Consider the following 26,831-nt stretch of genomic DNA (forward strand, 5'->3'; position numbering starts at 1 on the left):
TCCGGTGGTCGGGCCGGTCGCGGGAGTTGGGGAGTGGAGCTGAGCTCGGAACCTCGCCGTATCGGCCCGTTCGGGAAGGTGTTTGCGACCGAACGCATGGAATGAGTCGCAGCACCGAGGGTACATAGCAACCGTTCGGTTTTATGGTCCGGGCGGCCCGCCCGCGACGACATTGGCAAGTTCCAGGAATGCGGCCGTAGTTCAGGGGGCGCGCGTGACCAGACCGAGCGGGGCGCGTTCGCCGGCTCGACCAGGAATGGCCTCGGCTGTGCGCTCCCTGCGCCGCTCAGGCGGACGTGCGAGTTCGCGCCCGTATCCGATGCGGTAGCCGACGCCCCGAACCGTGACGATCCACTCACTGGCACCGAGCTTCCCGCGCAGACTGCTGACGTGGGTGTCTATGGTGCGGCTCGACTCCGTGGCGTTGCGCTCCCAGATCTTCACCATCAGCTCCTTGCGGGAGACGACCTTCTCGGGGTGTGTGGCCAGCGTGTAGAGCAGGTCGAACTCCTTGGCCGTGGCGTCTATCAGGCGACCGTCCAGGCGGATCTCGCGGGATCTGCCGTCGATGTACAGCGGATGCAACGAGATGGAGCAGGGCCCCTCCTGCCACGGATAGGCGCGGCGTACGAGGGCCTCTATGCGGGCGAGGACCTCGCGGGATCCGCAGGACTTGACCACGCAGTCGTCCGCGCCCGCCTGCAGCGCGAGGACGCGATCGAGCTCGGTGTCCCGTTCGGTGAAGGTGATGATCGGGATGCCGCTGACGGCCCTGATCGCCTGGCACACCTGCAGGCCGTCGACATCGGGCAGGTCCAGGTCGAGCAGAACCAGCTGGGCGTCCTCGTGCAGCCGCAGGGCTTCCGCCCCGGAGTCCACGCTGTGCGCGTCGTACCCCTGCCTGCGCAGGTCGCGGGCCGTGGACTCGGCGCGCGCAGCGGAGGCTTCTACCACAAGTACCTTCATCATCGCTTCCTCGCGTGGTGGCTAGGAAAGTCGCACAGCCGGTGCGCCCGGGTGATCAGGCGCTCAGGTCGAGCCATCCGCTGTCGCCGGCCGCACAGCGGCTCAGACGGGTGTACGCGTAGGCGGCGGAGGCCAGCGTCACGTGGTGGTGCCATCCAGGGAACGAGCGGCCCTCGAAGTCGAGGAGTCCGAAGTCCCGTTCGAGCGAGTCGATCGCGGCGGTCATGCCGGAGTGCAGCCGGGTCAGGCTCACCAGGTGGTCGATGGTGTGACCCACGAGGTTGGTGGCCCACACCCGGGGCGAGGCGGCGCCCGGTCGCCACTCGGTGAAGAGGCGGTAGGTGTGGCCCATGCCCGGCAGGCGCACCGGCTGGGACAGGAACTGCATCTGTCGCCGTGGCCGCTCCACGCCGGCAAGACGCTGGTACGCGCCGTTGTGACGTACGAAGTCCTGGGCGGCGCGCGCATGGTGGGCTGCATCGGCGGCGGCTCCGCCCACCACGGCGGGGCGGCTGCCACTGCCGCCGACCACCTGAAGACTGGCGGGGGCGGCGACGAGGAACTCGTGCCCCCGCCGGCTCAGGCCGTGCAGGAGCGGTTCGACGTCGGCGCACTCACTCATGTCGGCGACCACCGGCACGCGCGGTCGGGACGTGCGCAAGGCCATCGTGTCCACCAGATTGAGGACCTGCGCCCACATGGGGCGACAGCCCAGGGACTCGGGTATACGGGCCCGGGCTCGCATCCCGTCGTCGTCGGTCCACTGCTGCGGCAGCAGCAGCCGCCAGTCGACAGGGATGTTCTCCTCGTCGGAAGCGACGAACACCCCGATACCGACCTGGCAGTTGATGGTCCGGCCGACGGCGGGCACGAAGCGGCGGTGCACTCCGCAGGAGTAGTCGCCCCGCTTGGGCAGGATGGCGTTGCCGACGGTCCACGCGCGCGGCTTCGTATGTCTTTCGGCCAAGCGCGTCAGTTCACGGCGGGCAGGACCCCAGTCCCAGGGGCTGGCGTTGACGAACTGCTGAAGAGACATGGCGGCCGTCGGCGACGCGGAGACCGCCGCGGCGAGCCGTCGCACCGACTTCCGCCCGGGCGTGGTCAACAGCCCCTGCAGATAGGCCTGAGCCCACCGGCGCTGATCCACGCGCCCCATGTGGCCGAAGATCGCCTGCGCAAAGGAGGACACCGGCACGGAGCGGGCCGCCTCCAGCGTCCCTGGCCTGCTTTGATCTGCCATTCCTGCCTCCCCCTCGACGCAACTGCTGCCGCTTCTGGCGCGATGACTCCCACGATAATAACGAACGATCGCTTTGTTTTCATGGGAGGACTTCAACTTGTCCAAGTCCCGCCGCCACGTTGCGGTTTGCTAGGTGTGAATCGTGGTATGTGATGACCCGGTGCCACCATGATCGGCGAACGGCGGGCGCACTATCGCAGGTTGCCCTTGCGTGAGGGGGCACCCCTTGAGCACTCTGCAGTCCAGCGACGACGCCAGGGGACAGACGACGCCCGGCGGCCAACCGTCGGATCCGACCGCGCACTTCCGCAACCCCTGGCGAGAATTCGCTCCAGCAATGGACAGGGCCCATCACACGGCACAATGGTGGTCAGGAACGGACTGCGCGGGCGGGAAGGTCATCCGAAGCCGTGTGACACCTGTCCGGTTCCGCTCGCGCGCTGTGCGCCCGGCGCTGTGCCACATGGCCCTCATCGGCCTAACCCCGCCCCTGAGCGGGTGTACACCCGGAGAAGCACATGGTGAAACAACAACGAGCGGCTCGGACACGGGAAGCCCTCGTTCAGGCGGCGGCCGCCGCGTTCGACTGCGTCGGCTACGAGGCAGCGTCCCTCGCTCAGGTGAGTAAGTCGGCCGGCATCTCCATGGGGGCGCTGACCTTCCACTTCCCTACCAAGGAACAGCTCGCGGCGGCGGTCCAGGCGCGCGGCGCCTGCGTCACTCGCACCGCGGTGGAGAAGATCACCACCGAACAGGACCGGCCTTTGCGGTCCGCGATCGAGCTGACCCTCGAAGTGGCACGACTGCTCGACGAGGACGTGTCCGTGCGCGCGGCCGCCCGACTCACCCGGGAGTGCCCGAACGCCGCTCCTTCCTGGACCTCCGTCTGGCTGCCCGCCGTCGGGGACCTGCTCGACCGGGCCTCGCAGGACGAACTGCGCCCGGGCGCCGACCCCCAGACGATCCTCACCCTCACCGCCCACCTCATCACCGGCACGGAGAACTACATCCGCCGCTGCGCCTCCGCGCCGGAGCAACGGGAAAGCGCACAGGACCAGCTGTACCGGGTGTGGCAGGTGGTTCTGCCCGGCATCTCCCAGGGGCCCTGCCCGGTCATCTGAGTCCGTTGAGCCCGGCCGGTCCCCGCTCCTTGGCTGCCGCGGAGAGAGGGACCGGCCGGGCTCCGGGTATGCCCATGGCCGCGACGCCTCCCGCAGCGTCGCGGCCATGGGCGGCCGCCCCCCGGGTGGGTGAGGGGGACGGCCGGTCTCAGAGCGATACCGAACCTGGCATCGGGGCAAGCGAGTCGACTGCGAGGGTGCGAAGGAGCGGCACCCCGTCCTCGACGGCCACAGTCAACGTCTGGGCCACGTCGTAGCCGATCCGCCGGCTCGCGGGAGCCGGCGGATTCCACTCCGTGGCCTGCCAGTTCAGCCGGACACCGACCTCGGCACTCGGGCCGTCGGCCAGGCGGACGTCCACCGCGGTCAGAACGCGCCGCTCGTCGAAGAAACGATGGGTGGCCCGCTCGTACCAGTCGCGGAAGCCGTCGAGCCCGACATAGGCGGCTTCGTACTGATGCAACGTCAAACCATCGGAGGCAAGCATGGATTGCATCTCATCCAGCGGGTCGTGCCGGTCGAGCGCCGCGTACCAGGACTCGACCAGCTGGTGCACCGCAGCCTCGGTGAGCTCCTGGCGAGGCTGGGTGGCGGCCTCACCGCGGGCCGCCTCGGCCTCGGCGGCCGCTCGCTCCAGGCGGCGGAGCAGCGGGTGCGCCTCGAAGCCGTCGCAGCGCACTCCCACCTGGCGCAGCGCCCACCAGGCGCCGGCCAGGTTGGAGGTGAGCAGCACCCGGTCGGTGTCGCGGACCAGTTTGTCCAGGGCCGCGAGGGTGGCCATACCGGTGCCGGTGAACAACAGGGCGGTGTCATCGGGGAATTCACGGCTGCGCACCTGGCCGAGGATGGCGTCGGTCGTCACCCGGTAGGGGTCGAACAGGTCGTCACCGGCCGGCACGATCACCGCCTCGTCGACCTCGAGCCCGGCCGCCTCCCAGAAGGCGCGGGAGGTCTCGGTCAGCCAGGGCTCGTAGGGGGAGACGAGCGTGAGGCGGCTGAGGCCGAGCGTCTCGCAGGCGGCCAGGATGGCCTGGGTCGAGGAGGTCACCGGATAGCCCACGCGGCCGCTGAGCTCCTCGCAGAACTTTCTGTCACCCTCCGGTTCGAGGAGGTAGTGGGAGGCGCTGCAGGCGACCACCGCCGCCTCGAGGCGCATTCCGCAGAAGGCCGCCAGGGCGTCGGGCAGCGCGTCGTTCCAGGCCTCCAGGGTTTCCCTGAGGCCCTTTCCCTGAACGCCCGGGAATCGGGATGCGTAGACGTTCATACGGGACCCGACAAGCCGATGGAACTCCGGTTCAACCGTAGGGTTTTCCGGAGGAACTATCACTCCTAGCCTCGGCACTTCGATCAGATCCACGGCAAAGCCCCCTGCCTGTTCCATCCACCTGCAACTTCCCGACCACTCGGAACCGTAAGCCAGAACTCCCCTGCTCGGGAAGGCTGTTCACCCGAAAAGCACCCGTTCTGACCTGTCTTTCATCGCCCTCTCTTACTTCACTTCGACTTCACAAAACTTGACGCAGAACGAACAGTAACGCCTTGACGCTTCTTGCCGGAAAGATGAGCCTAGAAAAGAGAGTTCGCAGCTCCGCCGCACGATCCACCGACTGTGCACCCATTTCTTCGGGGTCGGAAACAGAACTGGTACTGAGGATCCGGCAGAAGGAGATTTACGTAATGGCGGTATCAGAGAACGACGGCCGGCCTGCACGGCCGCTGCCCCATATATCCGATGCGACCCTGCGGGACTCCGCGCACATGGCCGGAGTCGAGTTCGGCGCGCGGGACGCCGCGGTCATTTCCGACCTCCTGGTGAAGTCGGGCGTCGAGCTGGTCGAGGTCGGCATGATCTCCGGGCCTTCGTGCAAGGACTCAGGTCTGATCGAAGCCGTGCACCAGTCGGTGGGGCCTGAGCACAGCATGAGCCTGGTTGTGGTGAGGCACCGCCAGCAGGTCGAGAAGGCCCTGGAGGAGGCCGTCCGCCTGGGTGTCAGGTCGGTGATGTTCTCCATTCCGACCTCCGAGGCGCACGCACTGCTGAAGCTGGGCTCGCCGAGCGCCAAGTACCTGACGGCCGTGGCGCGCGCCGCGATCGGGATGGCCAAGGACCGTGGCCTGCATGTCACGTTCAGCGGCGAGGACGGCGCCCGCACGCCCAAGGAGCGCTTGGTGCCGTATGTGGAGGCCGGGTTTGCGGCCGGCGCCGACCGGTTCCGGGTCGCCGAGACCGTCGCCTATCTGTCGCCGTGGCAGATGGAGGAGCAGATCGGGCACCTGACGGCTATCGACGGCGCCCAGATCGAGATCCACTCGCACAACATGCTGGGCATGGCCGTGGCCAACTCGCTGGCCGCCTACCGGGCGGGCGCGGAATGGATCTCTTGTACCGTGGCGGGCATCGGTGAGCGCGGCGGTAACGCTCCGCTGGCGGAGCTGCTCACGTCGCTGCGCGTGATCCACGGCGACAACCGGTTCGACCTGTCCCACCTCACCGAGCTCTCGCGGGCGGCTCTCAAGGGATCCGGGCTCGGCCAGGCCTTCCAGTCCGGGCCCACCACCGAGCACGCCTTCGCCTACGAGTTGCCGGGCCAGCTCACCCACCCGGACGCCTACGAGACGCTGCCGCCGGAGGTCGTGGGCAACTCCCGGAAGCTGCACGTGCGTTCGCGCCTCACCCCGGCCCTGGTCAACTGGGCGCTCGCCGACGACCCGGGTCTCGACATCGACGTGGACGCCTTCACCGAGTGGCTCGCCCCGCACCAGGAAGAGCAGGGGTGGCCGCTGCTCGACCGGAGCGCCATCCGCAAGCTCGCCGTCGGCTTCCCGTCCCACTGAGACGCCCCCGCCCCACCGGGTTGCCCCATCGGTACGCCCCGTCCAGGCGCCCCACCGAGTCCCCACCACACCAACGGAGAAGAGACATGATCACCGCTGCCACGCTCACCGGCGTCTGCCCGGAGTGCGAGACCGACCTCACCACCCCGCCGATGGTCAACGGCGAGACCCTGTCCTGTCCGGAGTGCATGCTCACCCTCCGCGTCGAGGGCGTGGCCGAGGGCACCCTGTCGCTGCAGATGGTCGAAGTGCAGCTACGCGACTGGGGCCAGTGACCACGGACGCGTAGGAGGGACCACTTCATGGGCGGCAAAGTTGCCATCGTCGCGGACCGGCTCGGCTGGGAGGAACAACGGCTGATCAAGTCCGCGCCGGAGTTCGGCCTGGAGGTCGAGTGGGCCAACGACGAATCCCTGTGCCTCGGGCACGAGGACGCTCCATCGATCAGCGTGTACGACGCGGTCCTGATCCGCAGCCGCAGCTACACCCGCGGCGGCCTGCTCGCCACCCTGGCCGAGTCGGCGAACATCGAGACCCTGAACTCGGCCCGGGCCATCCACGCCTGCGAGAACAAGCTCGCACTGCGCACGCTCCTTCGGGATGCGGGCGTCCCGGTCGCGGACTTCCGTCTGGTGCTCTCGCGCCGGGACTTCGAGCGGGCGCTCGCCGAACTGCCGGTGCCGCTCGTGCTCAAGCCGGTCTTCGGCGGCATGGGCAAGCGGGTCACGCTGATCCGCGACGCCGATGTCGCACAGTCCGTGTACGACTACGTCGAGGACCTCGGGCACGGCTTCGAGCAGGCCTGCCTGGTGGAGCCGTATCTCGACGGCGGCACCTCGGTGCGCTGCTTCGTCGTCGGCCGTGAGCTGGTGGCCGCCGCCGAGTTCGAGAGCGACGGCCGCGACTGGCGCAGCAACGCCGCCCTCGGCAACCAGAGCCGGGCGCTCACCCACGACCCGGAGGTCGTGAAGGTCGTCGACGGTGTGGTGGACCAGCTCGGCGAGGGCATCTACGGCATCGATCTGTTCCGCACCCCGCGGGGCCCGGTCGTCAACGAGGTCAACCACGCGCCGGCGTTCAAGGCGCTCGCCTCGGCGACCGGCGCGGACGTCCCGGCCTCCATCGCCCGCTATGTGCAGGAGATCCTCGCATGATCCGTGTGGGAATAGCCGGCGCGTCGGGGCTCGCCGGCGGCGAACTGATCCGGCTCGTCACCCAGCACCCCGACCTGGAACTGACCTTCCTGGGCGGGTCGTCGAACATCGGACGGCGCCCGGCCCAACTGCACCCGGGACTCCGGCTCGACCTGGGCCTGGCCGTCGAGCCCGTCACCGAGGACGTGGCCGACCGGTGCGATGTGGTGTTCCTCGCCACGCCCGCCCCGGTCTCCGCCGAGTTGTCCGCCCTGCTCGCCGACCGGGTCGGCTGTGTCATCGACCTGAGCGGCGCCTTCCGTATCCGTACCCCCGAGGTCCACGAGCGCTGGTACCCGAAGGTGGCGCGCTCGACCGAGCTCGCCGACCGCTTCGTGTACGGCGTACCGGAGCTGATCGGGGACCAGCTGGCCGACGCGGCGCTGATCTCGCTGCCCGGCTGCTACGCGACCGCCATCACCCTGGGGCTCGCACCGCTGGTCCTGTCGCTCGGCCTGAACCTCAAGACCGTGCTCGTGGACGGCAAGAGCGGATCGAGCGGCGGCGGGCTACGGCTGCGCACCGCCGATCTGCATCCGCTGCGCAACGGCGCCATCGCGCCGTACGCCCCGAGCGGGCACCGGCACGCGGCCGAGGTCTCCGACTTCCTGGAGCGCTCCAAGCCGGGGCGGATCGGGTCGATGACGATGTCGGCGTACGGCGTCTCGCATGTACGCGGACTGCTCGCCAGCACCTATGTGTTCACCGATGACGCGGTGGACGCCCGTGAACTGCAGCGCGCCTACCTGCGGTTCTACAAGCAGCATCGGTTCGTGCGGGTGCGCCGGCACACCGAGACGCTGATCCCGGTGCCGGACCCGCAGGCGGTGCTCGGCTCCAACTTCTGCGATGTGACGGTGCTTCCCGACGCCGAAGGGGACCGCATCGTCGTGCTCGCCGCCCTCGACAACCTCGTGAAGGGCTCGGCGGGCCAGGCCGTCCAGGCGCTCAATCTGCGCTTCGGGTTGCCGCAGGAGACGGGTATCGGGATGCAGCCGGTGATGCCGGCATGACGACCTTCATGGAGAAGCTCACGGACTCGCTCGCGTACGCCTGCCCGGAGTCGCTCGTGGAAGCGCCGGGCACGGACATGGGGACGGCCGTGGAGACCCACACACCGACGGTGGTCAAGCTGGGCGGCAGCTGCCTCGACGACTTGGCCGACGCCTGGTGGGACGACCTGGTCGCGCACGGCCAGGAGCGTCCGCTCGTCCTGGTGCACGGCTGGTCCAAGCCGCTCAAGCGGCTGGACACCCGCTACGCGGAGCCCTCGGCGATCCTGCGGGACCGGTACGGCAACCAGAGCCGCTGGACGACGCCCGAGGTGATCGCCGACATCAAAACGGTCAGCGCCAAGCTCGGCGACGACGTCATCGGGCGCCTTGAGCGGCGCGGCCTGACGGCGGAGCGCGTCATCGGCAGCGAGGGCCTGGTGCAGGCCGGCGAGGGTGAGCGCTGGTGGTGGCGCGGCAAGGAGTTGGTGGAGCTTGACAACCTCGTCGGCCCCATCACCGGTGTGGACGCCGCTCAGTTGGCGAACCTCAGGCCCGGGCACTGCTGCATCGTCACCCCGCTGGCCCGCAACACCGCGGGCCAGGAGGTGAACACCGACGCCGACCGGGCCGCCGCCGCGCTCGCTGCGGCCACCGCGGCCACCGCGCTGACCCTGGTCACCGATGTGCCGCATCTGCTGATCGACGGAGCCCCGGTGCGGCAGATCTGCGCGGCGGAGGCCGCCAAGTTCCGCGACCGCGGTGCCACCGGCGGGATGCGCAAGAAGCTGCGGGCGGCCGGCGAGGCCCTGGACCGGGGAGTCGGCCGGGTGCACATCGGCAGCGCCCCGGTGTCCCACATGCTCGCCGCGCGCACCGGCACCGTCATCACCCGCGAACGCACCGACACCGTCACTGCCCGGACGTGAACCAAGTACAGCGAGAGGAGCGGAACTCGTGGCGACGTCCAGGGTTCTAGTGGTCAACAACGGGACGCTGTCCCTCAGGCAGCTGTGCAAGCGCTTCGAGGACCTGGGCTCCGAGACCGACACCGTCGACGCGGCCTCGGTACCGGCGAGCGTCGGCTCCCGCTACCAGGCGATCGTGCTGAGCGGCACGAAGGTACGTGCGTACGACAGCGGGTTCTACAAGCCGCTCGTCGACCTCGTGACGACGGCGGGTGTGCCGGTCCTCGGCATCTGCGGCGGTATGCAGATCATCGCCGTCGCGCACGGCGGCCGGCTCGAGGAGGGGCCCCAGCGGGTCGGCGGCCACGAGGCGCAGGTCGACACGGAGGACCCGCTGTTCGCCTATGTGAAGCCGACCGTGACGGTCTTCCAGCGGCACACCCTCTATCTGCAGGAGGCCCCGGAGGGCTTTCGCACGATCGGCCGGTCCGAGCTCGCTCCGGTGGAGTTCCTGCGCTCGGACGACGGCCGGATCTACGGCGCGCAGGCCCATCTGGAGTTCCGCCCGGACGGCGCGGAGATCCTGCGCGGCTTCGCGGAGCTCTACCGGTGAGCGGAGCCGGACCGGTGAGCGGAGCCGCCGCAGAGCACGGCCGCCGGATCGAGCGGTGCACGACCGACGGATCAACACGTATCGAGATGGATCAAGAGGTCCCCTGGCGATGAGCGTTCTGACTGAAAACCCCGCTGAGGTGTGCACTCCCCGTGCCGACGCGTCCGGCGAGCCCGCGTTCACGGTGTCGTTGAACGGCAGCGGCGGACCTCTCACGGGCTGGGTGGTGGTCGACACCCTCGTCGACTCCCTCGCCATGGGCGGCACCCGGATGACCGCGGACGTCACCGAGGAGGAGGTGCGCGGCCTGGCCCGCGGTATGACGCACAAACTCACGCTCGTGGGTCTGCCCATCGGCGGCGCGAAGGCGGGCATCGTCTCCGACGGCGGCGACCGCGAGGAGACGCTGCGCACGTTCGGGCGCACCGTCGCCCCGCTGCTGCACGGCGGTCTGCACCTGGGCTGCGACCTCGGGGTGACCCCGGCCGACCGCGCCGTGTTCTTCGGCGAGGCCGGCTACGACCCGCGCCGCAAGAACCGGGCCGTGGACATGCCCTACGACTGGCGCGCCTACTACGAGCCGCTGGTGGACTGCACCGGGCACGGCGTGGGCGTGGCCACGGTCACCGCGCTTGAGGAGCTGCACCGCCGGGGCGGCTCGCGCCGGGTCGTCATCCAGGGCTTCGGCACCGTGGGCCGTTCGGTCGCGCAGTTCCTCGAGGACCGCGGCCACACGATCGTGGGTGTGGCCGATGTGCAGGGCACGATCAGCGCCGAGCGGCTTCCGGTGGCCGAACTGCTCGCCCTGACCGACGGGTTCGGGCGGATCGACCGGTCCCGCCTTCCGGACCATGTGACCGCCTCCAGCGCGCCGGACGCCTGGCTGGACGTCGAGGCCGACGTGCTGATCCTCGCCGCCAACCACAACGCCCTCAACTCGGCGAATGTGCACCGGCTCCGGGCCGGCCTGATCGTCGAGGGCGGCAACATCACCGTCAGCCCCGAGGCCCGGCTGAAGCTGGCCGTGTCCGGCGCGACCCTCGTGCCCGACGTGGTCGCCAATGTCGGCGGCGCGGCGGCGGCGGGGCTCGCCCTGGCCCGGATCGTGCCCTTCGAACTGCCCTCGGAGCAGCGCAAGCACTGGGTCTTCGACTGGGTCGGCACCCGGGTGCGCCGGAACACCAAGGATCTCCTGGAGATCGCCACGGCCACGGGCCAGGACCCGCTGCCGTCCCTGCTCACCGACCGCAGGAAGGACCGCCGATGACTGCGACCGCCGCCGAGGCAGAGATCTACGCCAAGTCCCCCGTGGTGACCGAGGCCCGCCCGATCAAGGACGTGCCCGTGGTCGACGGGGTGATGATGACCCGGCAGAACATGCCGACCATCCCGATCACCAAGCCGCTGCCCGACGACCGCACGGCCCGCGAGGCGCTGTACTACCAGCGCGGCTGGTGGCGCACGGAGACCTTCCTCGACGACCTGCGGCGCCAGGCCCGCACCCGCCCGCACAAGCTGGCGGTGGCGGCGCGGCGCCTCAAGGAGGCCCGTACCGACACCCTCGACTACATCGAACTGCGCCAGCTGACCGACCGGTTCGCGGGTGCCCTGGTCGAACTGGGCGTCAAACCCGGCGACTTCGTGGCCGTGCAGCTGCCCAACCGCTGGGAGATGGTGCCGCTGCTCTACGCCTGCATCCGCGTCGGCGCGGTGATCTGCCCGATCGGCCCGACCACTCCCGAGGACGCCCTGCGCCACCAGCTCTCCCTCACCGAGGCCCGGGTGCTGATCACGATCTCGGAGTGGGAGGGCACCTCGCCCGCCAGGAGCGCCGTCACGCTGCGCGAGGAGCTTGACTCCCTGGAGCACGTGGCGGTCATCGACGGCCACACGCCCGAGGGCGCCATCGGCTTCCGCGACCACTTCGTCGACCAGCTCTGGGAGGACGTGCACAACGACGACCTCGACGGTCTTGAGCTGAAGCCCGACGACCCGTTCGCGGTCCTGTTCACCTCCGGCACCACCGGTGAGTCCAAGGGCGTGCTGCACAGCCAGAACACCATCCACTCGGCGATCCGCGGGTACGTCGACACCTTCCTGCTCGACGAGCACCTGGTGGCCGCCGTGACCACCCCGCTGGTGCACTACTCGGGCTTCGGGCAGGGCATCCTGGCCAGCGTCATGCTGGGCGGCACCATCGCCTTCCAGGACCGCCGCAAGAACGAGGCGCTGCTCGACCTGGTGCAGAAGTACGGCGCCACGCTCCTGTACGGGCCGCCTCCGACCCTCACCGACATCGCGCAGTCGCAGCGCACCGAGCCGCGCGACGTGTCCACGCTGCGCCATGTGGTGACCGGTTCGGCGCAGGTCCTGCAGCCGCTGGTGGACGACCTGCGGGCGACTCTCGGCGCGCGGACGTACTCGCTGTGGGGCATGTCGGAGAACGGCCCGGTGACCATCACCAAGCTCGACTACAACCAGGACTGGGCGGCGCACAGCAACGGCCGGCCGATCGACGCGATGGAGATCCGGATCGACAAGTGTCTCAACCCCACGGAGCGGGCCCCCGTCGGCCGGCTTCGGGTGCGCGGGGCGTCGCAGGCGCTCGGCTACTTCCGGCGGGAGGCGGAGTACCGCGAGAAGCTCCTCGACGACTCGTGGTTCGACACCGGTGACGTGGCCCGCGACGACGGCCGCGGCGGTATCCGCATCCTGTGCCGCGCCGGCGACGCCATCAAGCGGGACGGCATGGTCGTGCCCCTTGCCGAGATCGAGTCGATCATCAACCGGCACCCGAAGGTCTCCGAGGCCACCCTGGTCGGGCCCTCGGGCCGGGTTGAGGACCCGATCATCGCGGTGGTCGTGGCCAGTGGCGACGTCCACCCCACCCTCGACGAGATCCGTGATCACCTGCGCGAGGCCAACCAGGACGAGCGGTTTCTGCCGGAGCGCCTCGAGGTGATCGACGTGATGCCGAAGACCCTGACCGGCAAGGTCCGCAAGGCCACCCTGCGGCAGATGTACGGCGAGAGGTGAGCGCGGTGTCCACGTCCGCACCGGTCAGCATGTCCGCGACGCTCGCCGCCGACGAGGCCGTCGCGCGCCGGCGTCGCGAGGGCCGGCAGGTGATCGCCATGACGAGCGGCGAGATCGGCCTGCCCGTCCACCCCGCACTGCGGGACCGGCTCGCCCAGGCCGCTGACGGGGCCTCCTACGGCCCGGTGGCCGGCAGTCTCGCGCTGCGCACGGCCGCCGCCGGCTACTGGCGGCGCCGCGGCCTGGACACGGATCCGGACCTTGTGGTGTGCGGTCCGGGCAGCAAGCCGCTTCTGTTCGCGCTCGTCCTGGCGGTCGGCGGCGATGTGGTCATCCCGACGCCCAGCTGGGTCAGTTACGCGGCGCACGCCCGGCTCGCCGGGGTGCGGCCGCTGTCGGTGCCGATCGTGCCGGGCGAGGGCGGCGTGCCCGACCCCGAGCTCCTGCGCGAGGCCGTCACCGCCGCGCGGGCCGCCGGACACGATCCACGGTCCGTGGTGGTCACCCTGCCGGACAACCCCACCGGCACGGTCGCCTCGCCCGAGACGGTACGACGTCTCGGCGAGGCGGCCAGGGACCTGGATCTCGTCATCATCTCCGACGAGATCTACTGCGACCTGGTCTTCGACCCGTCGACCGAGGCCCTCTCGCCCGCGCGCATCGCTCCCGAACGCACCGTCGTGACCACCGGGTTGACCAAGAACCTGGCCGTCGGCGGCTGGCGGCTCGGTGTCGCCCGGCTGCCCGACGGCGCCCTCGGGCGCGATCTGCACTCCCGGCTCGTCAAGATCGCCAGCCAGATCTGGTCGAGCCCGGTGGCGCCGGTGCAAGAGGCGGCGGCGTACGCCTTCGGGGAGCCGGAGGAGATCGTCGAGCGGGTGGCGGCGAGCCGGCGGCTGCACGGCGCCATCGCCCGGGCGATGGCCGAGCGGTTCACCGCGGCGGGCGCGGTCCTCACCCCCGTGCGCGCGACCTGCTATCTGTACCCCGACTTCGGGCCGCTGCGCACCCAGCTGGTGCGGACCCACGGGGTGTACACAGGGCCCGAGTTGGCCCGGTTCCTGGTCGAGCGGCACGGCGTGGGCGTGATCGCGGCGAGCGCGTTCGGCGAGAGCGTGGCGGCGCTGCGGGTGCGGGCGGCGACCAGCCGCCTTTACGGCGACACCGACGAGGAGCGCACCGCCGCCCTCGCGGCTGCCGACCCCACCGCCCTGCCGTGGATCCGGTCCTCGCTCGACCGGGTGGAGGAGGTGCTCGCCGATCTGGCCGGTCCGGCGTTCGTCGCTCCCCCAGCCACGGCTGGGGGGACCCCCAACGCCGCCTGACCGGCCGTCAGCCACCGCATGCCGGGGTTCCTTCCCCCGGTCCCCGGCATGCGGTTCCCTTCCCGCTGTCCTTACAGACCTTGCTGCACACGGCCGTTGGAGGGCCGTACACCATGTCAATCCTCTTCGAGTGCGAGTACGAGGGCGAGCGGTACGCGGGCTTCGCCCGGCCGGTGCCCGGCCAGGAGCTGACCCTGCACAAGGTGGCCGACGGCCAGGTGCAGGCGGCGATCATCGCCGCGGGCGGCGCCGAGGCAGCCGTCGAGGCCCTGGTCCGTGACACCGAGGCGATCACGGTCGACGGCGCGGCCCCGCTGCGCCTGCTCCCGCCGCTGCTGCCCACCGGCAGCAACAACGCCCTGGTGAGCGGCTTTATGCGGACCCACAAGTCCAAGTACGAGGACGAGCCCACCAACGAGACCGAGTTCGTGGCGCCCAACTGGTTCTTCAAGGGCTTCGGCGACTGGCTGCGCATGCCGGGCGAGACACTGACGGTGCCCGCGAAGGCCGTCGCCCTGATCGAGGAGCCGGAGGTCGCGCTCGTCTACGTCAACGACGACGAGGGCACCCCGCACTACGCCGGCTACACCTTCGGCAACGACCTGTGCGACATCGGCCTGCACCGGCAGAACCCGGGCTGGAACCCGTACTGCAAGCTGTGCGACACCTCCCTCACCCCCTGGCTCTTCCTGGGCGAGCCGCCGCAGACGGTGACCGGCACGACCGTCATCGAGCGCGCCGGCGTCACGGCCTGGGAGGGGCCCTTCGACTGTGGTGCCGACGCCCTGTACTTCACGGTCCGTGACATGGCGGACAACCTCTTGGAGTACCCGGCCGTGCGCCGCCCGGGGCTCGTCAACTACATCCTCCTCGGCGCCGACGAGGCCAGCTTCCACGACGGCTTCCGGATCGCCGACGGCGACCGGATCACCATCGATGTGAAGAGCCACGACGTGACCCTGTCGAACCCGGTCCGCTTCGGCGGCGTGCCCGGCACGCAGTAACTCAAGGAGCCCCGCTCCAGGGGGCACTACCGCAGGGGTGACGTTCCATGAGCACCGAGGACTTGACCAGGCCTTCCGAAGCCGTCGCCCCACGCGCCAGTGCCACGGCCGGAACTGCGGCAGGAACCGCCCAGGGCGTCACCCTGGGCGGTGGCAGGCTTCCGACGCTGACCGGGCTGCGCTTCCCCGCGGCCCTGCTGGTGTTCCTCTTCCACGCCGCGCTGCCGCTTTCCGACACGCGGGTATTCGCCGACGACGGTTTGGCGGGACGGTTCTACGTCCTGGCCGCGCAGTCCGGCGGCCTGGGCGTCACCTTCTTCTTCATCCTCAGCGGGTTCATCCTGACCTGGTCGGCCCGCGAGGGTGATCTGGCGCGGGCCTTCTGGCGCCGGCGCTACGCCAAGATCGTGCCGGCCTATCTGGTGTCGTGGTTCCTCGCGCTGCTTCTTGTCGACCTGTCGGCCACCGAGGTGTGGCAGGGCGCGGCAACGCTGTTCATGGTGCAGTCGTGGATCCCGGACGTCACGACCAATTTCGCCGTGAACAACCCGGGTTGGTCGCTGTCCACGGAGGCGTTCTTCTATCTGTGCTTCCCGGCGCTGTACGTCGTGGCGAAGCGAATCCCGGCTCGGCGCCTGAAGTTCTGGATCGCCGGGACCACCGCCGCCATCGCGCTCACCCCGCTCCTGACGTACACGCTGATCCCGATCGGCACCGAAGTGGTACCCAACGAGCCGGGGGACTCGGCCAATTACTTCTGGTTCGCGTACATCTTCCCGCCCGCGCGGCTGCTCGACTTCGTGCTCGGCATCTTCGTGGCGCGTGCGGTGATGACCGGCCGCTGGCGCGACATCGGCATGGTCTGGTCCGGGGTGCTGCTCGCCGTTTCCTACGCCGTGGCCTCCTTCACACCGCTGCTCTACGGCCTGCGCGTGATGTGCGTGGTGCCGGCGGCGATGCTCATCGCAGCCGGGGCGCTCGCCGACACGCAAGGGCGGCGCACCGTGTTCAGCCGGCGCGTGGCCACCTGGCTCGGTGAGGTCTCGTTCGCGTTCTACCTGGTGCACTACACCGTCCTGACCCTCGTACGGGAGTTGCTCGGCGAACGGATGCTCAGCACACCTGTGGGGATCGCGGTGCTGATCGCGGAGGCCGCGGTGTCCCTTCTGCTCGCCTGGGCGATGTACGCGTGGGTGGAGCGCCCCGTGACCCGCCGATGGTCGCGGCCCCGAAAGGCCGCCCACCGCCCGCGCGTTATGTGACCCAGATCACTCCGATTCGGGGACCGAACCCTTCCCGCCCGCCAGTTGGAGCTGTTCACCACCCCGAACGGAAGGTCGAAGATGTCAGCGGCTGTCGACTCCGCACCGGTCTCCACCGACGTCCCGTACCTCGACGTCGTCGATCCCGCGTTCCGCTTCGAGAACCCCGAGGTGACCGAGGCGCAGGAGCGGCACTGGTACGCGAACACCGCGCTCGGGCAGCTCGTGCTGCGGCACGCGGAGGCCAACGACCTCGTGCGGGACAGCCGCCTCACCCATGACGGCCCGGGCTTCATGAAGAGCAACGGCATCACCGAAGGCCCGGTCTACGACTGGTTCGTGGGGGCCCTCGTCAACCAGGACGGCTCTCACCACCGCCGGCTCAAGTCCCTGGTGAACAAGGCGTTCACGCCGCGCATGGTGAACGATCTGCGCCCCGTCATCCGCGAGAGCGCCGACCGCCTGGCCGATGAACTCGCCGCCGCCGGACCGTGCGACTTCTACGCGGACTTCGCCGACCGGCTGCCGCTGACGGTGATGACCGAGCTGCTCGGCGTGCCGGCCAAGGACTTCCCGAGGTTCGGCACCTGGAGCTCGGACATCGGTCTGGTCTTCAGCCTGGCGGCCGGCGGTGACATCCCGGCGCGCGTCGAGGCGGCCGTGACCGGTCTGTACGGCTACGTCGACGAACTGATGGCACAGAAGGCCGCGCACCCGGGCGACGACCTGATCTCCGCCCTGGTCGCGGTGCGCAACACCGAGGGCGATGTGACCCCCGAGGAGCTGCGCAACCTGGTCGTCACCATGGTGTTCGCCGCCCACGACACGACCCGGCTGCAGCTGGCCAACGCGATGGCGACCTTCGTCGAGTACCCGGACCAGTGGCGGATCCTCGGCGAGCGGCCCGATCTCGCCGTGCAGGCGGTCGAGGAGGTCATGCGCTGGCGCCCGTCCTCCAACGCCGTCTTCCGCAACGCCGTCGAGGAGTTCGAGTTCCGCGGCGAGACCTTCCCCGCGGGCACCATGTTCCTGATCGGCGTGCAGGCCACCCAGCGCGATCCGCGGGCCTACCCGGGCGGCGAGACCTTCGACATCACGGTGCCCCGGCAGGCCGGGGTGCTGCAGTTCGGCGGCGGTCCGCACTACTGCCTGGGCGCTCCGCTGGCCCGGATGGAACTGGCGGAGGCGCTGCCCGCCCTGGCCGCGAAGCTGGGGCCGCCCTTGCTCGCGGGAGAGGTCAGCTGGCGCCCCGCCGTCGGCATCACAGGACCCAACGAGCTGCCGCTGCGGTTCGGCTGAGCGGGGCACGAGCCGGCCACGCCCCGCCCCGTCTTCCGCCCAGGAGCTTGCCCATGAAGGTCACCGTGGATCACGACAGGTGCGTCGGCGCAGACCAGTACGTCATGCCGGCGCCCGATGTGTCCGACCAGCGCGACGAGGACGGCCTCGCCGGCGTCCTCGATGCCGAACCTGCCGCGGCGCAGCACGACACGGTGCGTGAGACCGCGGCGATCTGCCCGGCGGCGGCGATACAGGTCGAGGGATGAGTGGGGACCGTATCGCCGTCGTCGGTGCCTCGGCCGCGGGACTCGCGGCGGCAAAGGCGCTGCGCCGCCACGGGTGGCAGGGCGGGCTGAGCCGGATCGGGGCCGAGCCTCATCTGCCGCACGACCGGCCGCCGTTGTCGAAGCAGCTGTTGTCCGGCGCGTCAAGTCCCGAGCGCGCCCGGCTGCGCACCCGCGAGCAGCTGTACGCCCTCGGCCTCGATGTACGGCTCGGCGTGGGCGTTCTCGCCGCGACCGGTCTGCCGGCCCGCGCGTTCCCGGGCGCCGAGTGCGTGGCAGGCGTACGGAGCCTGCGCCGCATGGATGACGCCATGGCGCTGCGGGAGCTGCTTCGCATGCTGCAGCAGCGGGTGGTCGTGGTCGGCAATGGCGTCCTCGGCAGTGAACCTGCTGCGGTCGTCGGCGAGTTGGGGCACAAGGCGGCACTCGCCGGACCCGCTCGGACGCCGGTGGAGGGCACGCTCGGGCCATGTCCCGGCGCGCTGCCCGCCCCGGTCCACACGACCACGGGTGTGGACGACACCGTGCGCTCGGTGCACCTCGGCGATGGCACCGAGCTGCCCGCGGACCTCGCCTTGACGGCGGCCGGGTCGACACCCGCGGCGGCGTGGCTCGCGGGCACCGAGGGCCTGGACCTCACGGACGGCCTGGGTTGCGAGGCGTACTGCGCGGCGGCGCCCGGCCTGTACGCGGCCGACGTGGCTCGCCGGCGCCACCCGGCCTACGAGCGTGGGGTGCGCATCGAGCACCGGATGGACGCCACCGGGCAGGGAACGGCAGCGGCCCGAAACCTGCTCGCCGCGCTGCGGCCCCAACCGGGCCTGACTGCCGCTGAGTTCACTCCGGTGCCTTACTTCTGGTCAGACCAGTACGACCTCAGGATCCAGGCGCACGGGCTGCTCTCCCTGGCCGAGCTGGTGCACACCGAGATGCGGCGGCCGACTGAGCGCCGCGGCCCTGTACGGCGCGGACGGCCAGGCAACCGGGGTGGCCGCGGCCGATCTGCCGCCGCGCCCGGTGCGCGCCCTGCGAGCCGTGATCGCGAAACCCGCGCCCTGGGGCGAGGCCGTCGTCGGTTTCAAGACGGCACTCGGATGATTCGAGCCATGGGACCACATCCACCACCGCGACCGGACCGAATTCACGCCGCTGCCAGTTGGGGCTCTTCGCACACCACACACCCACTCCCTGCCCGCAAGTTGATTCACCGTCAGGCCCAGGAGGTCCCATGACCACGGCTCCAGCAAAGCGAACAGGTCTCGTCCTGTTCCTGCTGGCCTTCTCCCAGTTCATCATCAGCGTCGACTACAACATCGTGTACGTCGCCCTGCCCGACATCGGGGAGTCCATGGACTTCTCCGCGCAGTCGCTGCAGTGGGTCGTCTCCGCGTACGCCGTCTCCTTCGGCGGTCTGCTCCTGTTCGGCGGCCGGGCGGTGGACCGGATCGGTGCGCGTCGGCTCTTCCTGACGGGTCTGGTCTTCTACGCGGTGTCCTCGCTCGTGGGCGGCTTCGCCACCACCCAGGGCGTCCTGATCGGCGCCCGCCTCGTGCAGGGCGTCGGCGGTGCGCTGCTCTTCCCCGCCGTACTCGCCCTGATCGCCACGTCCTTCGAGGGCACCCTGCGCACCAAGGCGTTCGCCGTCTGGGGCGCGGCCGGCTCCCTGGGGCTCGCCGCCGGCGCGCTGCTCGGCGGCGTCCTGACCGATCTGGCCTCCTGGCGCTGGGTGTTCTTCATCAACGTCCCGCTCGCCCTGATCGTGCTGCTCCCCGCCCCGAAGGCGATCCGCCGCGACGGGCGCGCCAATCTCTCCGCGGGCGGCTTCGACCTGCCGGCCGCGATCCTCGCGACCGTCGGCGTCTCCTCGATCGTGACCGGCCTGGTGACCGGGCCCGAGGAGGGCTGGACGCACACACTGCCGCTCGGCGCCCTGATCGTGGGCGTGGTGCTGCTCGCCGCGTTCTTCGTCACCGAGGCCAAGACGCGTGAGCCCCTGATGCCGCTGCGGCTGCTCAAGAACCGGCCCCTTGTCGTCTCCGTCGCGGTGCTTCTCGTCTTCCAGACCGCGCTCGCGGGCGGCTACTACATCTTCACCACCTACGTACAGCCCGTGCTCGGCTACAGCGCCATCGAGGCCGGTCTGGCCTTCCTGCCGCTGACCCTCGCCTCCATGATCGGCTCCGGGAAGCTCGCGCCGAGGTTCATGGAGCGCTACGGCCTGCGCGTCACGCTCGCCACCGGCATGATCGTCAACGGTATCGGCATCGGCCTGACCGCCGCCGTCATGACCACCGGCGGCTCCTTCTACGCCCTGCTGCCCGGCTCGATCATCTGGGGCATCGGCGGCGGACTCGTCTTCGTGTCGGTCTTCGCCTCCGCGGGCTCCGGCGTGGGCGACGAGGAGCAGGGCATGGCCAGCGCGATGGCCTCCACCGCCCAGCAGGTCGGCGGCGCCGTCGGCCTCGCGGTCCTGGTCGCCGTCGCCAACTCCACCTTCACCGGTACGTACGCCACCGCCGCCGGCTCCGACATCGTCTCCGGCCTGCGCCTTGCCGGTCTGATCGGGGCGGGCCTGCTGCTCCTCGGCGGCTTCCTCGCCCTGGCCCTGAAGAAGGACGCCCCGACCAAGACGCAGGAGCCGGAACCGCTCAGCCTGCTCCCGGCCCCGGCCTGCGGCTCGGCGGACAGCTGCGCTGCGCTGCAGAAGCAGAGCGCGTCTTCGGCGCCTGCCTGCGGGACGCGTGAGCGCGAGGAAGAGCCGGCGGCAGTCGGCCGAGGCTGAGCCGAGCCCGGCAGGGAGCAGATCGAGCCCGTCCGGCGATCGAGGACGAGCCCGAAGGGCGATCTGCGGTGCCACGGACGACGGTTCGAATCCAAATGCGGCAAGACAGGAGGCGCTACGGGTGATGGTAAGCATCAAGGTCTGGTCCGACTACGTGTGCCCCTTCTGCCTGCTCGCCAAGGAACCGCTGCGGCAGGCGGTCCTGGGCGCGGACGCGGAGATCGAGTGGATGCCGTTCGAGCTGCGGCCGCACCCGACGCCCACGCTGCGTCCCGAGGGCTCATATCGGCAGGGCGCCTGGGAGCGCTCGGTGTATCCGCCGGCCGAGCGGATGGGGCCGGCCGGCCGGCTGCCGGACGTGTCGCCGCAGCCGTACACCCGGCTCGCCTTCGAGCGCTACCAGTTCGCGCGCGGGCACGGTCTCGGCCAGAGCTGTGTGCCGCGGATGCTGCGGGCGTTCTTCCACGTCGACCGTGACCTCGGCGATCTGGAGGTACTGACCCGGATCGCCGCCGAACTCGGCCTGCCCGCGGCCGAGTTCCGCACCGTCCTGGAGCAGGGCACGTACGCCACCGCGCATCGGTGCGCGCTCGCCGCGGCGGACCGGCACCGCATCACGAGCGTGCCCACCGTCATCGTCGACGGCACCCACCGCATCGAGGGTGTGCCGGCCGTGGCGCGTCTGCGGGCGGCCATCGCCGCCGCCCGGGCCGAGGACACCGTCCCCGCCCGGGCGGGCGCCGCGCAGGGCAGCAGCCGGTGGTGACGGCCGAACCCGCCCGGTGGCGGCAGCAGATCATCCTCACGTGGCGGGTCGGGAACGCGGTCGACCGGGCGCTCCTGCGCCGCCACGGCATCGGCCTGTCCGACTTCCTCACGCTCAGTGCCCTCAAGGACGCGGGCGGCGGCCCGCTGCGCGTCATGGAACTGGCCGACGCGGTGGGCGTCTCGTCCTCGACGATGAGCCGGATGCTGTCGCGTCTGGAGACGGATGCGCTGGTGGCCCGGCGCGTCGGCACGGACGACCGCCGTTCTTCGTACGCGGAGCTCACCCGGCCCGGCGCCGAGAAGCTGGGCAGCGCCACGGCGACCTTCGCGCTGGAAGTGGCCGCGGCACTCGCCACCGCACCATGAGAGTCATTCAGACCTGGCTGCACACCACCTTCTTCCCCTTCTACTACGCGGCGTGGGCCCCGCTCATCGAGCACTTCCCGGACGTCATCGGCCGCCCGGACGCGGTGCTCAACCTGAAGCACGACCCGCTGGGACTGCGCCGCCCACCACCGCCTCCGGGCACCCTCATGTGGGCGCGAGCCAGGTCGGCTTCGGCGCGAAGTTCGGCGAGCCGCTGTCCGCCGAGCCGGGTACCGGGGCGCCCTGGGGGTCACTGCCCGTGCCGGTCGCGGCGGACGCTCACCTGGAGAAGATGTATCTGCGGCTCCGGCTCGCCGTGGAGAGCGATGTGCGCTGTGTCATCGGCATCAACGCGGCGATGGTGGCGCTGCCGTATCAGCTGAACCCGTGGTGGCCGCGGATCGTCAAGGAGGTCCGCGACGGCACCCTGGGCGGCCTTCCGCCCACCGCGCCCAACCCCGGGCGGGCCCGCCGGCTCGAGGAACTGGCCGAGCGGTACGGCACGGTCCGCCCCGCCCATGTCTGGCCCAACATGCGGGCCCTGTTCTGCTGGACCACCGGCCTTGCTGCCCTGTATCTGCCGTGTCTGCGCGAGGAGTTCGGCGCCGCGGTGACCGTGCTTCCCGCCCCGGTGGCCGCCTCGGAAGGGCCCGTCGGCGTGGCCCTCGACCGGCATCCCAGCGCGGGCAGCCTGGTGGTGACGGCCTCGGTGTACGAGTTCGCCGACGCGGACGCCGACCTGTGCGCCGGCTCGGAGACCCTCGCGCCGCACGAGCTGGAGCCGGACCGCGACTACCACGTCGTCTTCAGCCATGTCGGCGGCCTCTACCGGTACGCGGTCGGCGATGTGGTCCGGGTGGTCGACCACGCCGACGGCGTGCCGCGCCTGGAGTACACCGGCCGCTCCACCCGCTCCGACCACGCCGGCAAGCGGCTGCGTGACGCCCAGGTGATCCGGGCTCTCACGGCGGCCCTGGGCGTGGGCGGCCTCGAGGTGCGCAACGCGGCCTGCCGCCTCGGCCCGCCCCCCGGCCCTGGCTCTCCTCCCGGCCGAGGGCCCAACCGGGCTCCCCCGCCTACGAGTTCGCCCTCGCTCCGCACACCCCCTGGAGCCAGGACGGGGCCGGGCGCTTCCCCGAGCGCCTCGACCGGGCCCTGCGCCGCGAGTTAGCCGACTACGACCGGGCCCGCACCACGGGACGGCTCGCGCAACCGTCCCTGGCGCTGCTCGACACCGACGCATTCGTGCGCGACTGGCAGTCCCTGTCGAAGACGGCGTCCGCCCCACCCAGATCAAGGACCGCCTCTTCCGACAGGACCCGGACCAGTGGGCCCGGCTGGCCGAAGGGGCCGACACCCTCCGCGCGCCCGGCACCGAGGAACGACGACTATCTGCAGCGGGCCGCCGAGGACCCGAGTCCGTGCCGGAGGGGGCGAGCACGATCTGCGTGGTCGCTGGTCACCGCGGAGGAGTCCCGTGACACCGCCGCTCTGCTGCCGCACGGGCGGCTCGTGACGGTGCCCGGGGCCGGCCATCTGCCACCCCTGGAGACCCCGGTCGCGGTCACCCGCGAACTGACCACCTCGAGCTCGTAGGACCGGTGCACGACCTCGAAGTGCTCCCGGTGCGGGAAGGCGGCAAGCGCCTGATCGAAGCGGGCGTGCCCGACGTAGCACCAAGGGCAGGTGAGGTCCGACCAGATCTCCACGCGCAGGAAGCTGTCCTCTCGAGTCGTACGACGACGGGCGGCCGGCCGTCGGGCCTCGCCGCCCCTGTGCGACTCGGGAGCCGAGCGTCATCCTTCCCTCTTTTCCGGGGAAGTCGAGGTCTGCGGCGCGAAGGTCAGGCCGCGGTCCAGCCTCCGTCGACGGGCATCGCGGCACCCGTGACGAAGGAGGCACGGTCGCTGCAGAGCCAGGCGGCCGCTTGCGCCACTTCGGTGGGGTGGGCCATGCGCTTCTGCAAAGAGCGCATGGTGAATACCTCTTCGAGCGCTGGTGCGGACTCCAGGACACTCCTGATGAGCTCGGTACGTGTGCTGCCCACGACCAGCGCGTTGACCCGGATGCCTCGTTGCCCGTATTCGTCCGCTGCGGCCCGTGTCAGGCCGATCACCGCATGCTTGGCGGCTATGTACGGGGCGGTCGCGCCGGTGGCCAGAACGCCGGCGATGCTGGCGGTGTTGACGATGGAGCCGCCCCTGCCGGATTCAAGCATGACGCCGATCTGGGCCTTGAGGCAGTTCCACACGCCGCGCAGATTGACGTCGAGTGCCTGAGTGAACACCGCGTCGTCGGTTTCATGCAGCGGCGTCCCTGCGGTCGCCCAGCCTGCGTTGTTGAATGCTCCGTCGAGTCCGCCGTAGGTGTTGACCGCCTTCTTGACGACCCGCGCCGCATCTCCCGGGTCGGTGACGTCGCCCGGCGCCGCGAGCGCCCTGCCGCCCGCCGCGGTGATCTCCTCGGCCAACGCCCGCAGCCGGTCCTCGCGACGGGCCATGAGGACGACCGACGCTCCTTCGGCGGCGAACAGCCGGGCGGCGGCGGCACCGATTCCGCTGGAGGCCCCAGCGATCATGACCGTGGCCCCGCTCAACAGGCCTCTTTCCTCACCCTGACCAGGCATGTACGGCACAGCCCTCCCCCTTCAGCCAAGTGGAACTGTTCCATATTGCCCGAGTGACGCCAAGGTCATTCACTTTTGTGACCGACTCTGACCGCAGGTGCACACAGTCCTCATTGAGCGCCGTCTGCTCGCACGAGGCCGTCTATTCACATGAGGGCGGGACCTACTCGCCGCGCCCCGGGTCCAGGTCGATCCTCTTCACCACCTCCGGCCTCGCGACGCCGGGCAGCAGCAATGTCCACATTCGAATGACGCGCTCGGGGAGGGTGTCAGTGCTCCCGGCCAAGTGCGCATAGTGCTGGATTCCCGTGAATGCCCCCACCAGGAATTGGGCCACGACCTCGGGTTCCACCCCGCGCGCCAACTCGCCCTTGTCATCGGCCTCTTTGAGCCAACCCGCGAAGAGTGCCTCGAAATCTCCGTAGGAAACGTCGTCCCCGATGCCGAGAGCCTGCTGTTCCACGGCGAGCCGCACAGCCGCTCGCATCAACGGGTTGACGTTCAGCTGATGCGCCCACACCAGCGAGAAGTCGACCATGCGCTGCACCCCTACAGAGTGCAGGCGCGGGACGAGCTCTTGGGGCTGGGCCAGCATGACAGCGCGTGCCAGCGCCTCCTTGTTCTCGAAGTGGAAATACAGCGCACCCAGCGTCACGCCGGCTCGCCGCATGATCTCCCGCACACTGGCGCCCTTATAGCCGAGCTCATCAAAGGCGCTGGCCGCAGCATGAAGGATGTCGTCGCGCGTCTTGAGGGCACGCTCCTGTTTGGGATCCACCATTAAGCGCCCAACCTCCCGGGACAACCAAAACGAACGGCCGTTATTTTACTTGGCCTCACGTCGCGCCAGCCAACTGCAACCTGCAAGCATTGGCAAAATCTCACCCATCCCCACGAGGCCACACGAAGTCCTCCACCCACGACGGAAGTCGGCCACCGACACCGTCGCCCGACCACCTCCGCCACTCACCGTGACAGATCAATTCCGGCCAAGTTGCGCACGCGACAAGCCTGGACAGGCCTCACCAACACCCTTCCATCGCGGAGCAGGGTCCGACTGCCGACTCCAAGCGCCGCAACGTCTCCCCTTGAGCCCCCCGGACGCAACTTCAGGTGAGTGTCAAGTTCGCGTCAGCCCTCGACAACAAAAAGAACACTCGTTATGTTGCTAGTGCGTCGCGACAGTGCCAACTCAGCACGGCGAAGCGTCCACCATCTCCAGGCAGCGGGGGGCATCCATGCCTGTCATCAACGAACTCACACCTGTCCGAGCAGGCTCAATAGTTCCACCGCATTACGTACACAAACGGGATGAATCTGAAGTTCTGGTCACGGGCTGGGAGTCGTTCCGTCCCGATACATTCGTCGTCTCCGTCCGCTGGCCGACACGTCACCGCTTCTATCTGTCGCAGAACGGCCGGCACGATCCGATGCTCTTCACCGAGAGCGTGCGCCAGTGCTTTCCTCTGCTGTCGCACGCCGGCTACGGCCTGCCTTTCGGACACCACCTGATCTGGCAGTACGTGACCTCCGAGGTCGTTCCCTCGGCGATGCGGACCGGGCAGGGCCCCACCGAGCTCGAGCTGTACATCACCTGCTCGGACATCCGGTACCGAGGCGGAGGCCAGTTGGCCGCACTGACCCTGCACGTCATCGCCCTGCGCGGCGGTGAACATCTGGGCACGGCAGAAGCCCGATTCTCCTGCCACGCACCCTCCATATACCGTCGCCTGCGCGGCCCTTACGCCGATCTGCAGCGTGCCGTCGCGGCGGCCGGGGCTCCTCCGCCGCCGGTCCTGCCAAGCCGGGTGGCGCGCGACCGGGAGGACAACGTGGTGCTTTCGCCGACTGAGCATCACCGCCGCTGGACACTGCGCAACGACACGTCCCACCCGGTTCTGTTCGACCACCCGCTGGACCACTCCCCCGGCATGCTGGTGCTTGAAGCCGCACGCCAGGCCACGCACGCCGTATGCGGCGCGAATGCCTACCCCTTCAGGATGGAGTCGAGCTTCCTGCAGTTCACCGAACTCGACGCCCCCTGCCGCCTGTCGGCCGAGCCGGAGCCAACCCGCGCACGGGACCAGCAAAAGGTCCAGGTCCTCGCTTCGCAGGGCGACGACACCACCTTCACCAGCGTGCTGACAGCCCTCGTGGGATCGCCCGCAGCGCGCTGACCACACCTGCAGGGCCGCGTCTCGGATTCCTCCCCAGATCCGAGACGCAGCG

The 26,831-nt window shown here is 70.1% G+C and carries 26 protein-coding genes and 1 pseudogene; 21 read left to right on the plus strand and 6 right to left on the minus strand.

All coding sequences use genetic code 11. The features are described 5' to 3' along the window. Positions 1-201 precede the first annotated feature (201 nt). Together QQY66_RS49610 and QQY66_RS49615 are read right to left on the minus strand one after the other, a co-directional pair. The gene (locus QQY66_RS49610) at positions 202-969 is read right to left on the minus strand and encodes a response regulator transcription factor (RefSeq protein WP_301987930.1); all 768 of its coding nucleotides are present in this window, start codon (positions 967-969) and stop codon (positions 202-204) included. 52 nt (positions 970-1,021) lie between these two features. Further along, the gene (locus QQY66_RS49615) at positions 1,022-2,206 is read right to left on the minus strand and encodes a transposase (RefSeq protein WP_301987931.1); all 1,185 of its coding nucleotides are present in this window, start codon (positions 2,204-2,206) and stop codon (positions 1,022-1,024) included. A 518-nt stretch (positions 2,207-2,724) separates the two neighbouring features. Between QQY66_RS49615 and QQY66_RS49620 the strand changes: the two genes are divergently transcribed. Then, positions 2,725-3,327, plus strand: coding sequence for a TetR/AcrR family transcriptional regulator (locus QQY66_RS49620; protein WP_301987932.1), 603 nt, complete (start codon positions 2,725-2,727; stop codon positions 3,325-3,327). Between the two features lie 148 nt (positions 3,328-3,475). Here the strand turns inward: QQY66_RS49620 and QQY66_RS50780 are convergent, their stop codons facing one another. After that, on the minus strand, positions 3,476-4,591 hold the full coding sequence (locus QQY66_RS50780) for a nuclear transport factor 2 family protein (RefSeq protein ID WP_367667109.1): 1,116 nt from the start codon (positions 4,589-4,591) through the stop codon (positions 3,476-3,478). Between the two features lie 413 nt (positions 4,592-5,004). Here QQY66_RS50780 and QQY66_RS49635 point away from each other — a divergent pair, with 413 nt between their 5' ends. The 19 genes from QQY66_RS49635 (at position 5,005) to QQY66_RS49725 (ending at position 23,572) form a co-directional block, all read left to right on the plus strand. Then, complete coding sequence (locus QQY66_RS49635) at positions 5,005-6,162, plus strand: LeuA family protein (protein ID WP_301987933.1); 1,158 nt, start codon at positions 5,005-5,007, stop codon at positions 6,160-6,162. An 86-nt stretch (positions 6,163-6,248) separates the two neighbouring features. Further along, positions 6,249-6,437, plus strand: coding sequence for a lysine biosynthesis protein LysW (locus tag QQY66_RS49640; protein WP_301987934.1), 189 nt, complete (start codon positions 6,249-6,251; stop codon positions 6,435-6,437). Between the two features lie 27 nt (positions 6,438-6,464). Continuing rightward, on the plus strand, positions 6,465-7,316 hold the full coding sequence (locus QQY66_RS49645; RefSeq protein WP_301987935.1) for a RimK family alpha-L-glutamate ligase: 852 nt from the start codon (positions 6,465-6,467) through the stop codon (positions 7,314-7,316). Continuing rightward, positions 7,313-8,368, plus strand: a complete 1,056-nt coding sequence (argC, locus tag QQY66_RS49650; RefSeq protein WP_301987936.1) for an N-acetyl-gamma-glutamyl-phosphate reductase — start codon at positions 7,313-7,315, stop codon at positions 8,366-8,368. Before QQY66_RS49645 ends, argC begins: the two co-directional genes overlap by 4 nt. Before the next feature lie 77 nt (positions 8,369-8,445). Next, positions 8,446-9,276: an acetylglutamate kinase gene (locus QQY66_RS49655; RefSeq protein WP_301988020.1), complete on the plus strand. Its 831-nt coding sequence runs from the start codon at positions 8,446-8,448 to the stop codon at positions 9,274-9,276. 28 nt (positions 9,277-9,304) lie between these two features. Then, complete coding sequence (locus QQY66_RS49660; protein ID WP_301987937.1) at positions 9,305-9,868, plus strand: type 1 glutamine amidotransferase; 564 nt, start codon at positions 9,305-9,307, stop codon at positions 9,866-9,868. 109 nt (positions 9,869-9,977) lie between these two features. Then, positions 9,978-11,135, plus strand: coding sequence for a Glu/Leu/Phe/Val dehydrogenase dimerization domain-containing protein (locus QQY66_RS49665; protein WP_301987938.1), 1,158 nt, complete (start codon positions 9,978-9,980; stop codon positions 11,133-11,135). Then, positions 11,132-12,904 carry an AMP-binding protein gene (locus tag QQY66_RS49670; protein WP_301987939.1) on the plus strand — a complete coding sequence of 591 codons (1,773 nt, stop codon included), beginning with the start codon at positions 11,132-11,134 and terminating at the stop codon, positions 12,902-12,904. Before QQY66_RS49665 ends, QQY66_RS49670 begins: the two co-directional genes overlap by 4 nt. A gap of 29 nt (positions 12,905-12,933) precedes the next feature. Next, complete coding sequence (locus tag QQY66_RS49675) at positions 12,934-14,229, plus strand: pyridoxal phosphate-dependent aminotransferase (protein ID WP_301988021.1); 1,296 nt, start codon at positions 12,934-12,936, stop codon at positions 14,227-14,229. Between the two features lie 113 nt (positions 14,230-14,342). Beyond that, positions 14,343-15,233, plus strand: coding sequence for a fumarylacetoacetate (FAA) hydrolase (locus QQY66_RS49680; RefSeq protein ID WP_301987940.1), 891 nt, complete (start codon positions 14,343-14,345; stop codon positions 15,231-15,233). Positions 15,234-15,280: 47 nt separating this feature from the next. Further along, positions 15,281-16,495, plus strand: a complete 1,215-nt coding sequence (locus QQY66_RS49685) for an acyltransferase (protein WP_301987941.1) — start codon at positions 15,281-15,283, stop codon at positions 16,493-16,495. 81 nt (positions 16,496-16,576) lie between these two features. Then, positions 16,577-17,794 carry a cytochrome P450 gene (locus tag QQY66_RS49690; RefSeq protein WP_301987942.1) on the plus strand — a complete coding sequence of 406 codons (1,218 nt, stop codon included), beginning with the start codon at positions 16,577-16,579 and terminating at the stop codon, positions 17,792-17,794. Between the two features lie 53 nt (positions 17,795-17,847). Then, positions 17,848-18,042 (plus strand): ferredoxin, encoded by a 195-nt coding sequence (locus QQY66_RS49695; RefSeq protein ID WP_301987943.1) that lies wholly within the window; start codon positions 17,848-17,850, stop codon positions 18,040-18,042. Next, positions 18,039-19,292: an FAD-dependent oxidoreductase gene (locus tag QQY66_RS49700; protein ID WP_301987944.1), complete on the plus strand. Its 1,254-nt coding sequence runs from the start codon at positions 18,039-18,041 to the stop codon at positions 19,290-19,292. The genes QQY66_RS49695 and QQY66_RS49700 overlap by 4 nt, the downstream gene beginning before the upstream one ends. Next, positions 19,289-20,842, plus strand: a complete 1,554-nt coding sequence (locus QQY66_RS49705) for an MFS transporter (protein ID WP_301987945.1) — start codon at positions 19,289-19,291, stop codon at positions 20,840-20,842. The genes QQY66_RS49700 and QQY66_RS49705 overlap by 4 nt, the downstream gene beginning before the upstream one ends. 124 nt (positions 20,843-20,966) lie before the next feature. Continuing rightward, positions 20,967-21,608, plus strand: coding sequence for a DsbA family protein (locus QQY66_RS49710; RefSeq protein WP_301988022.1), 642 nt, complete (start codon positions 20,967-20,969; stop codon positions 21,606-21,608). Continuing rightward, positions 21,605-21,976 (plus strand): MarR family winged helix-turn-helix transcriptional regulator, encoded by a 372-nt coding sequence (locus QQY66_RS49715; RefSeq protein WP_301987946.1) that lies wholly within the window; start codon positions 21,605-21,607, stop codon positions 21,974-21,976. Before QQY66_RS49710 ends, QQY66_RS49715 begins: the two co-directional genes overlap by 4 nt. A gap of 169 nt (positions 21,977-22,145) precedes the next feature. Continuing rightward, positions 22,146-23,147 carry a GH3 auxin-responsive promoter family protein gene (locus QQY66_RS49720; RefSeq protein WP_301987947.1) on the plus strand — a complete coding sequence of 334 codons (1,002 nt, stop codon included), beginning with the start codon at positions 22,146-22,148 and terminating at the stop codon, positions 23,145-23,147. Positions 23,148-23,221: 74 nt separating this feature from the next. Beyond that, the gene (locus QQY66_RS49725) at positions 23,222-23,572 is read left to right on the plus strand and encodes an alpha/beta fold hydrolase (RefSeq protein WP_301987948.1); all 351 of its coding nucleotides are present in this window, start codon (positions 23,222-23,224) and stop codon (positions 23,570-23,572) included. Here QQY66_RS49725 and QQY66_RS49730 read toward each other — a convergent pair. The 3 genes and pseudogenes from QQY66_RS49730 to QQY66_RS49740 all read right to left on the minus strand — a co-directional run. Beyond that, a pseudogene (locus tag QQY66_RS49730) lies at positions 23,560-23,691 on the minus strand (DsbA family protein); the annotation flags it as partial. The gene QQY66_RS49725 and the pseudogene QQY66_RS49730 sit on opposite strands and share 13 nt — an antisense overlap. Before the next feature lie 128 nt (positions 23,692-23,819). After that, a complete protein-coding gene (locus QQY66_RS49735) occupies positions 23,820-24,554 on the minus strand; it encodes an SDR family NAD(P)-dependent oxidoreductase (RefSeq protein WP_301987949.1) in 735 nt (244 codons plus the stop codon). A gap of 211 nt (positions 24,555-24,765) precedes the next feature. Beyond that, on the minus strand, positions 24,766-25,383 hold the full coding sequence (locus tag QQY66_RS49740) for a ScbR family autoregulator-binding transcription factor (protein ID WP_301987950.1): 618 nt from the start codon (positions 25,381-25,383) through the stop codon (positions 24,766-24,768). A 457-nt stretch (positions 25,384-25,840) separates the two neighbouring features. Here QQY66_RS49740 and QQY66_RS49745 point away from each other — a divergent pair, with 457 nt between their 5' ends. Continuing rightward, positions 25,841-26,779: a ScbA/BarX family gamma-butyrolactone biosynthesis protein gene (locus QQY66_RS49745; RefSeq protein WP_301987951.1), complete on the plus strand. Its 939-nt coding sequence runs from the start codon at positions 25,841-25,843 to the stop codon at positions 26,777-26,779. Positions 26,780-26,831: the final 52 nt, after the last annotated feature.

This window comes from Streptomyces sp. DG2A-72 (genome assembly GCF_030499575.1).
In the GTDB taxonomy this organism is placed as follows: Bacteria; Actinomycetota; Actinomycetes; order Streptomycetales; family Streptomycetaceae; genus Streptomyces.

Bases quoted from the DNA above. Each gene is read 5' to 3' on its own strand.
- QQY66_RS49610 (WP_301987930.1), bottom strand. From the start codon at position 969: ATGATGAAGGTACTTGTGGTAGAAGCCTCCGCTGCGCGCGCCGAGTCC.
- QQY66_RS49645 (WP_301987935.1), top strand. From the start codon at position 6,465: ATGGGCGGCAAAGTTGCCATCGTCGCGGACCGGCTCGGCTGGGAGGAA.
- QQY66_RS50780 (WP_367667109.1), bottom strand. From the start codon at position 4,591: ATGAACGTCTACGCATCCCGATTCCCGGGCGTTCAGGGAAAGGGCCTC.
- QQY66_RS49735 (WP_301987949.1), bottom strand. From the start codon at position 24,554: ATGATCGCTGGGGCCTCCAGCGGAATCGGTGCCGCCGCCGCCCGGCTG.
- argC (WP_301987936.1), top strand. From the start codon at position 7,313: ATGATCCGTGTGGGAATAGCCGGCGCGTCGGGGCTCGCCGGCGGCGAA.
- QQY66_RS49700 (WP_301987944.1), top strand. From the start codon at position 18,039: ATGAGTGGGGACCGTATCGCCGTCGTCGGTGCCTCGGCCGCGGGACTC.
- QQY66_RS49695 (WP_301987943.1), top strand. From the start codon at position 17,848: ATGAAGGTCACCGTGGATCACGACAGGTGCGTCGGCGCAGACCAGTAC.
- QQY66_RS49745 (WP_301987951.1), top strand. From the start codon at position 25,841: ATGCCTGTCATCAACGAACTCACACCTGTCCGAGCAGGCTCAATAGTT.
- QQY66_RS49675 (WP_301988021.1), top strand. From the start codon at position 12,934: ATGTCCGCGACGCTCGCCGCCGACGAGGCCGTCGCGCGCCGGCGTCGC.
- QQY66_RS49615 (WP_301987931.1), bottom strand. From the start codon at position 2,206: ATGGCAGATCAAAGCAGGCCAGGGACGCTGGAGGCGGCCCGCTCCGTG.
- QQY66_RS49705 (WP_301987945.1), top strand. From the start codon at position 19,289: ATGACCACGGCTCCAGCAAAGCGAACAGGTCTCGTCCTGTTCCTGCTG.
- QQY66_RS49640 (WP_301987934.1), top strand. From the start codon at position 6,249: ATGATCACCGCTGCCACGCTCACCGGCGTCTGCCCGGAGTGCGAGACC.
- QQY66_RS49685 (WP_301987941.1), top strand. From the start codon at position 15,281: ATGAGCACCGAGGACTTGACCAGGCCTTCCGAAGCCGTCGCCCCACGC.
- QQY66_RS49710 (WP_301988022.1), top strand. From the start codon at position 20,967: ATGGTAAGCATCAAGGTCTGGTCCGACTACGTGTGCCCCTTCTGCCTG.
- QQY66_RS49665 (WP_301987938.1), top strand. From the start codon at position 9,978: ATGAGCGTTCTGACTGAAAACCCCGCTGAGGTGTGCACTCCCCGTGCC.
- QQY66_RS49670 (WP_301987939.1), top strand. From the start codon at position 11,132: ATGACTGCGACCGCCGCCGAGGCAGAGATCTACGCCAAGTCCCCCGTG.
- QQY66_RS49740 (WP_301987950.1), bottom strand. From the start codon at position 25,383: ATGGTGGATCCCAAACAGGAGCGTGCCCTCAAGACGCGCGACGACATC.
- QQY66_RS49620 (WP_301987932.1), top strand. From the start codon at position 2,725: ATGGTGAAACAACAACGAGCGGCTCGGACACGGGAAGCCCTCGTTCAG.
- QQY66_RS49690 (WP_301987942.1), top strand. From the start codon at position 16,577: ATGTCAGCGGCTGTCGACTCCGCACCGGTCTCCACCGACGTCCCGTAC.
- QQY66_RS49680 (WP_301987940.1), top strand. From the start codon at position 14,343: ATGTCAATCCTCTTCGAGTGCGAGTACGAGGGCGAGCGGTACGCGGGC.
- QQY66_RS49655 (WP_301988020.1), top strand. From the start codon at position 8,446: ATGGGGACGGCCGTGGAGACCCACACACCGACGGTGGTCAAGCTGGGC.
- QQY66_RS49635 (WP_301987933.1), top strand. From the start codon at position 5,005: ATGGCGGTATCAGAGAACGACGGCCGGCCTGCACGGCCGCTGCCCCAT.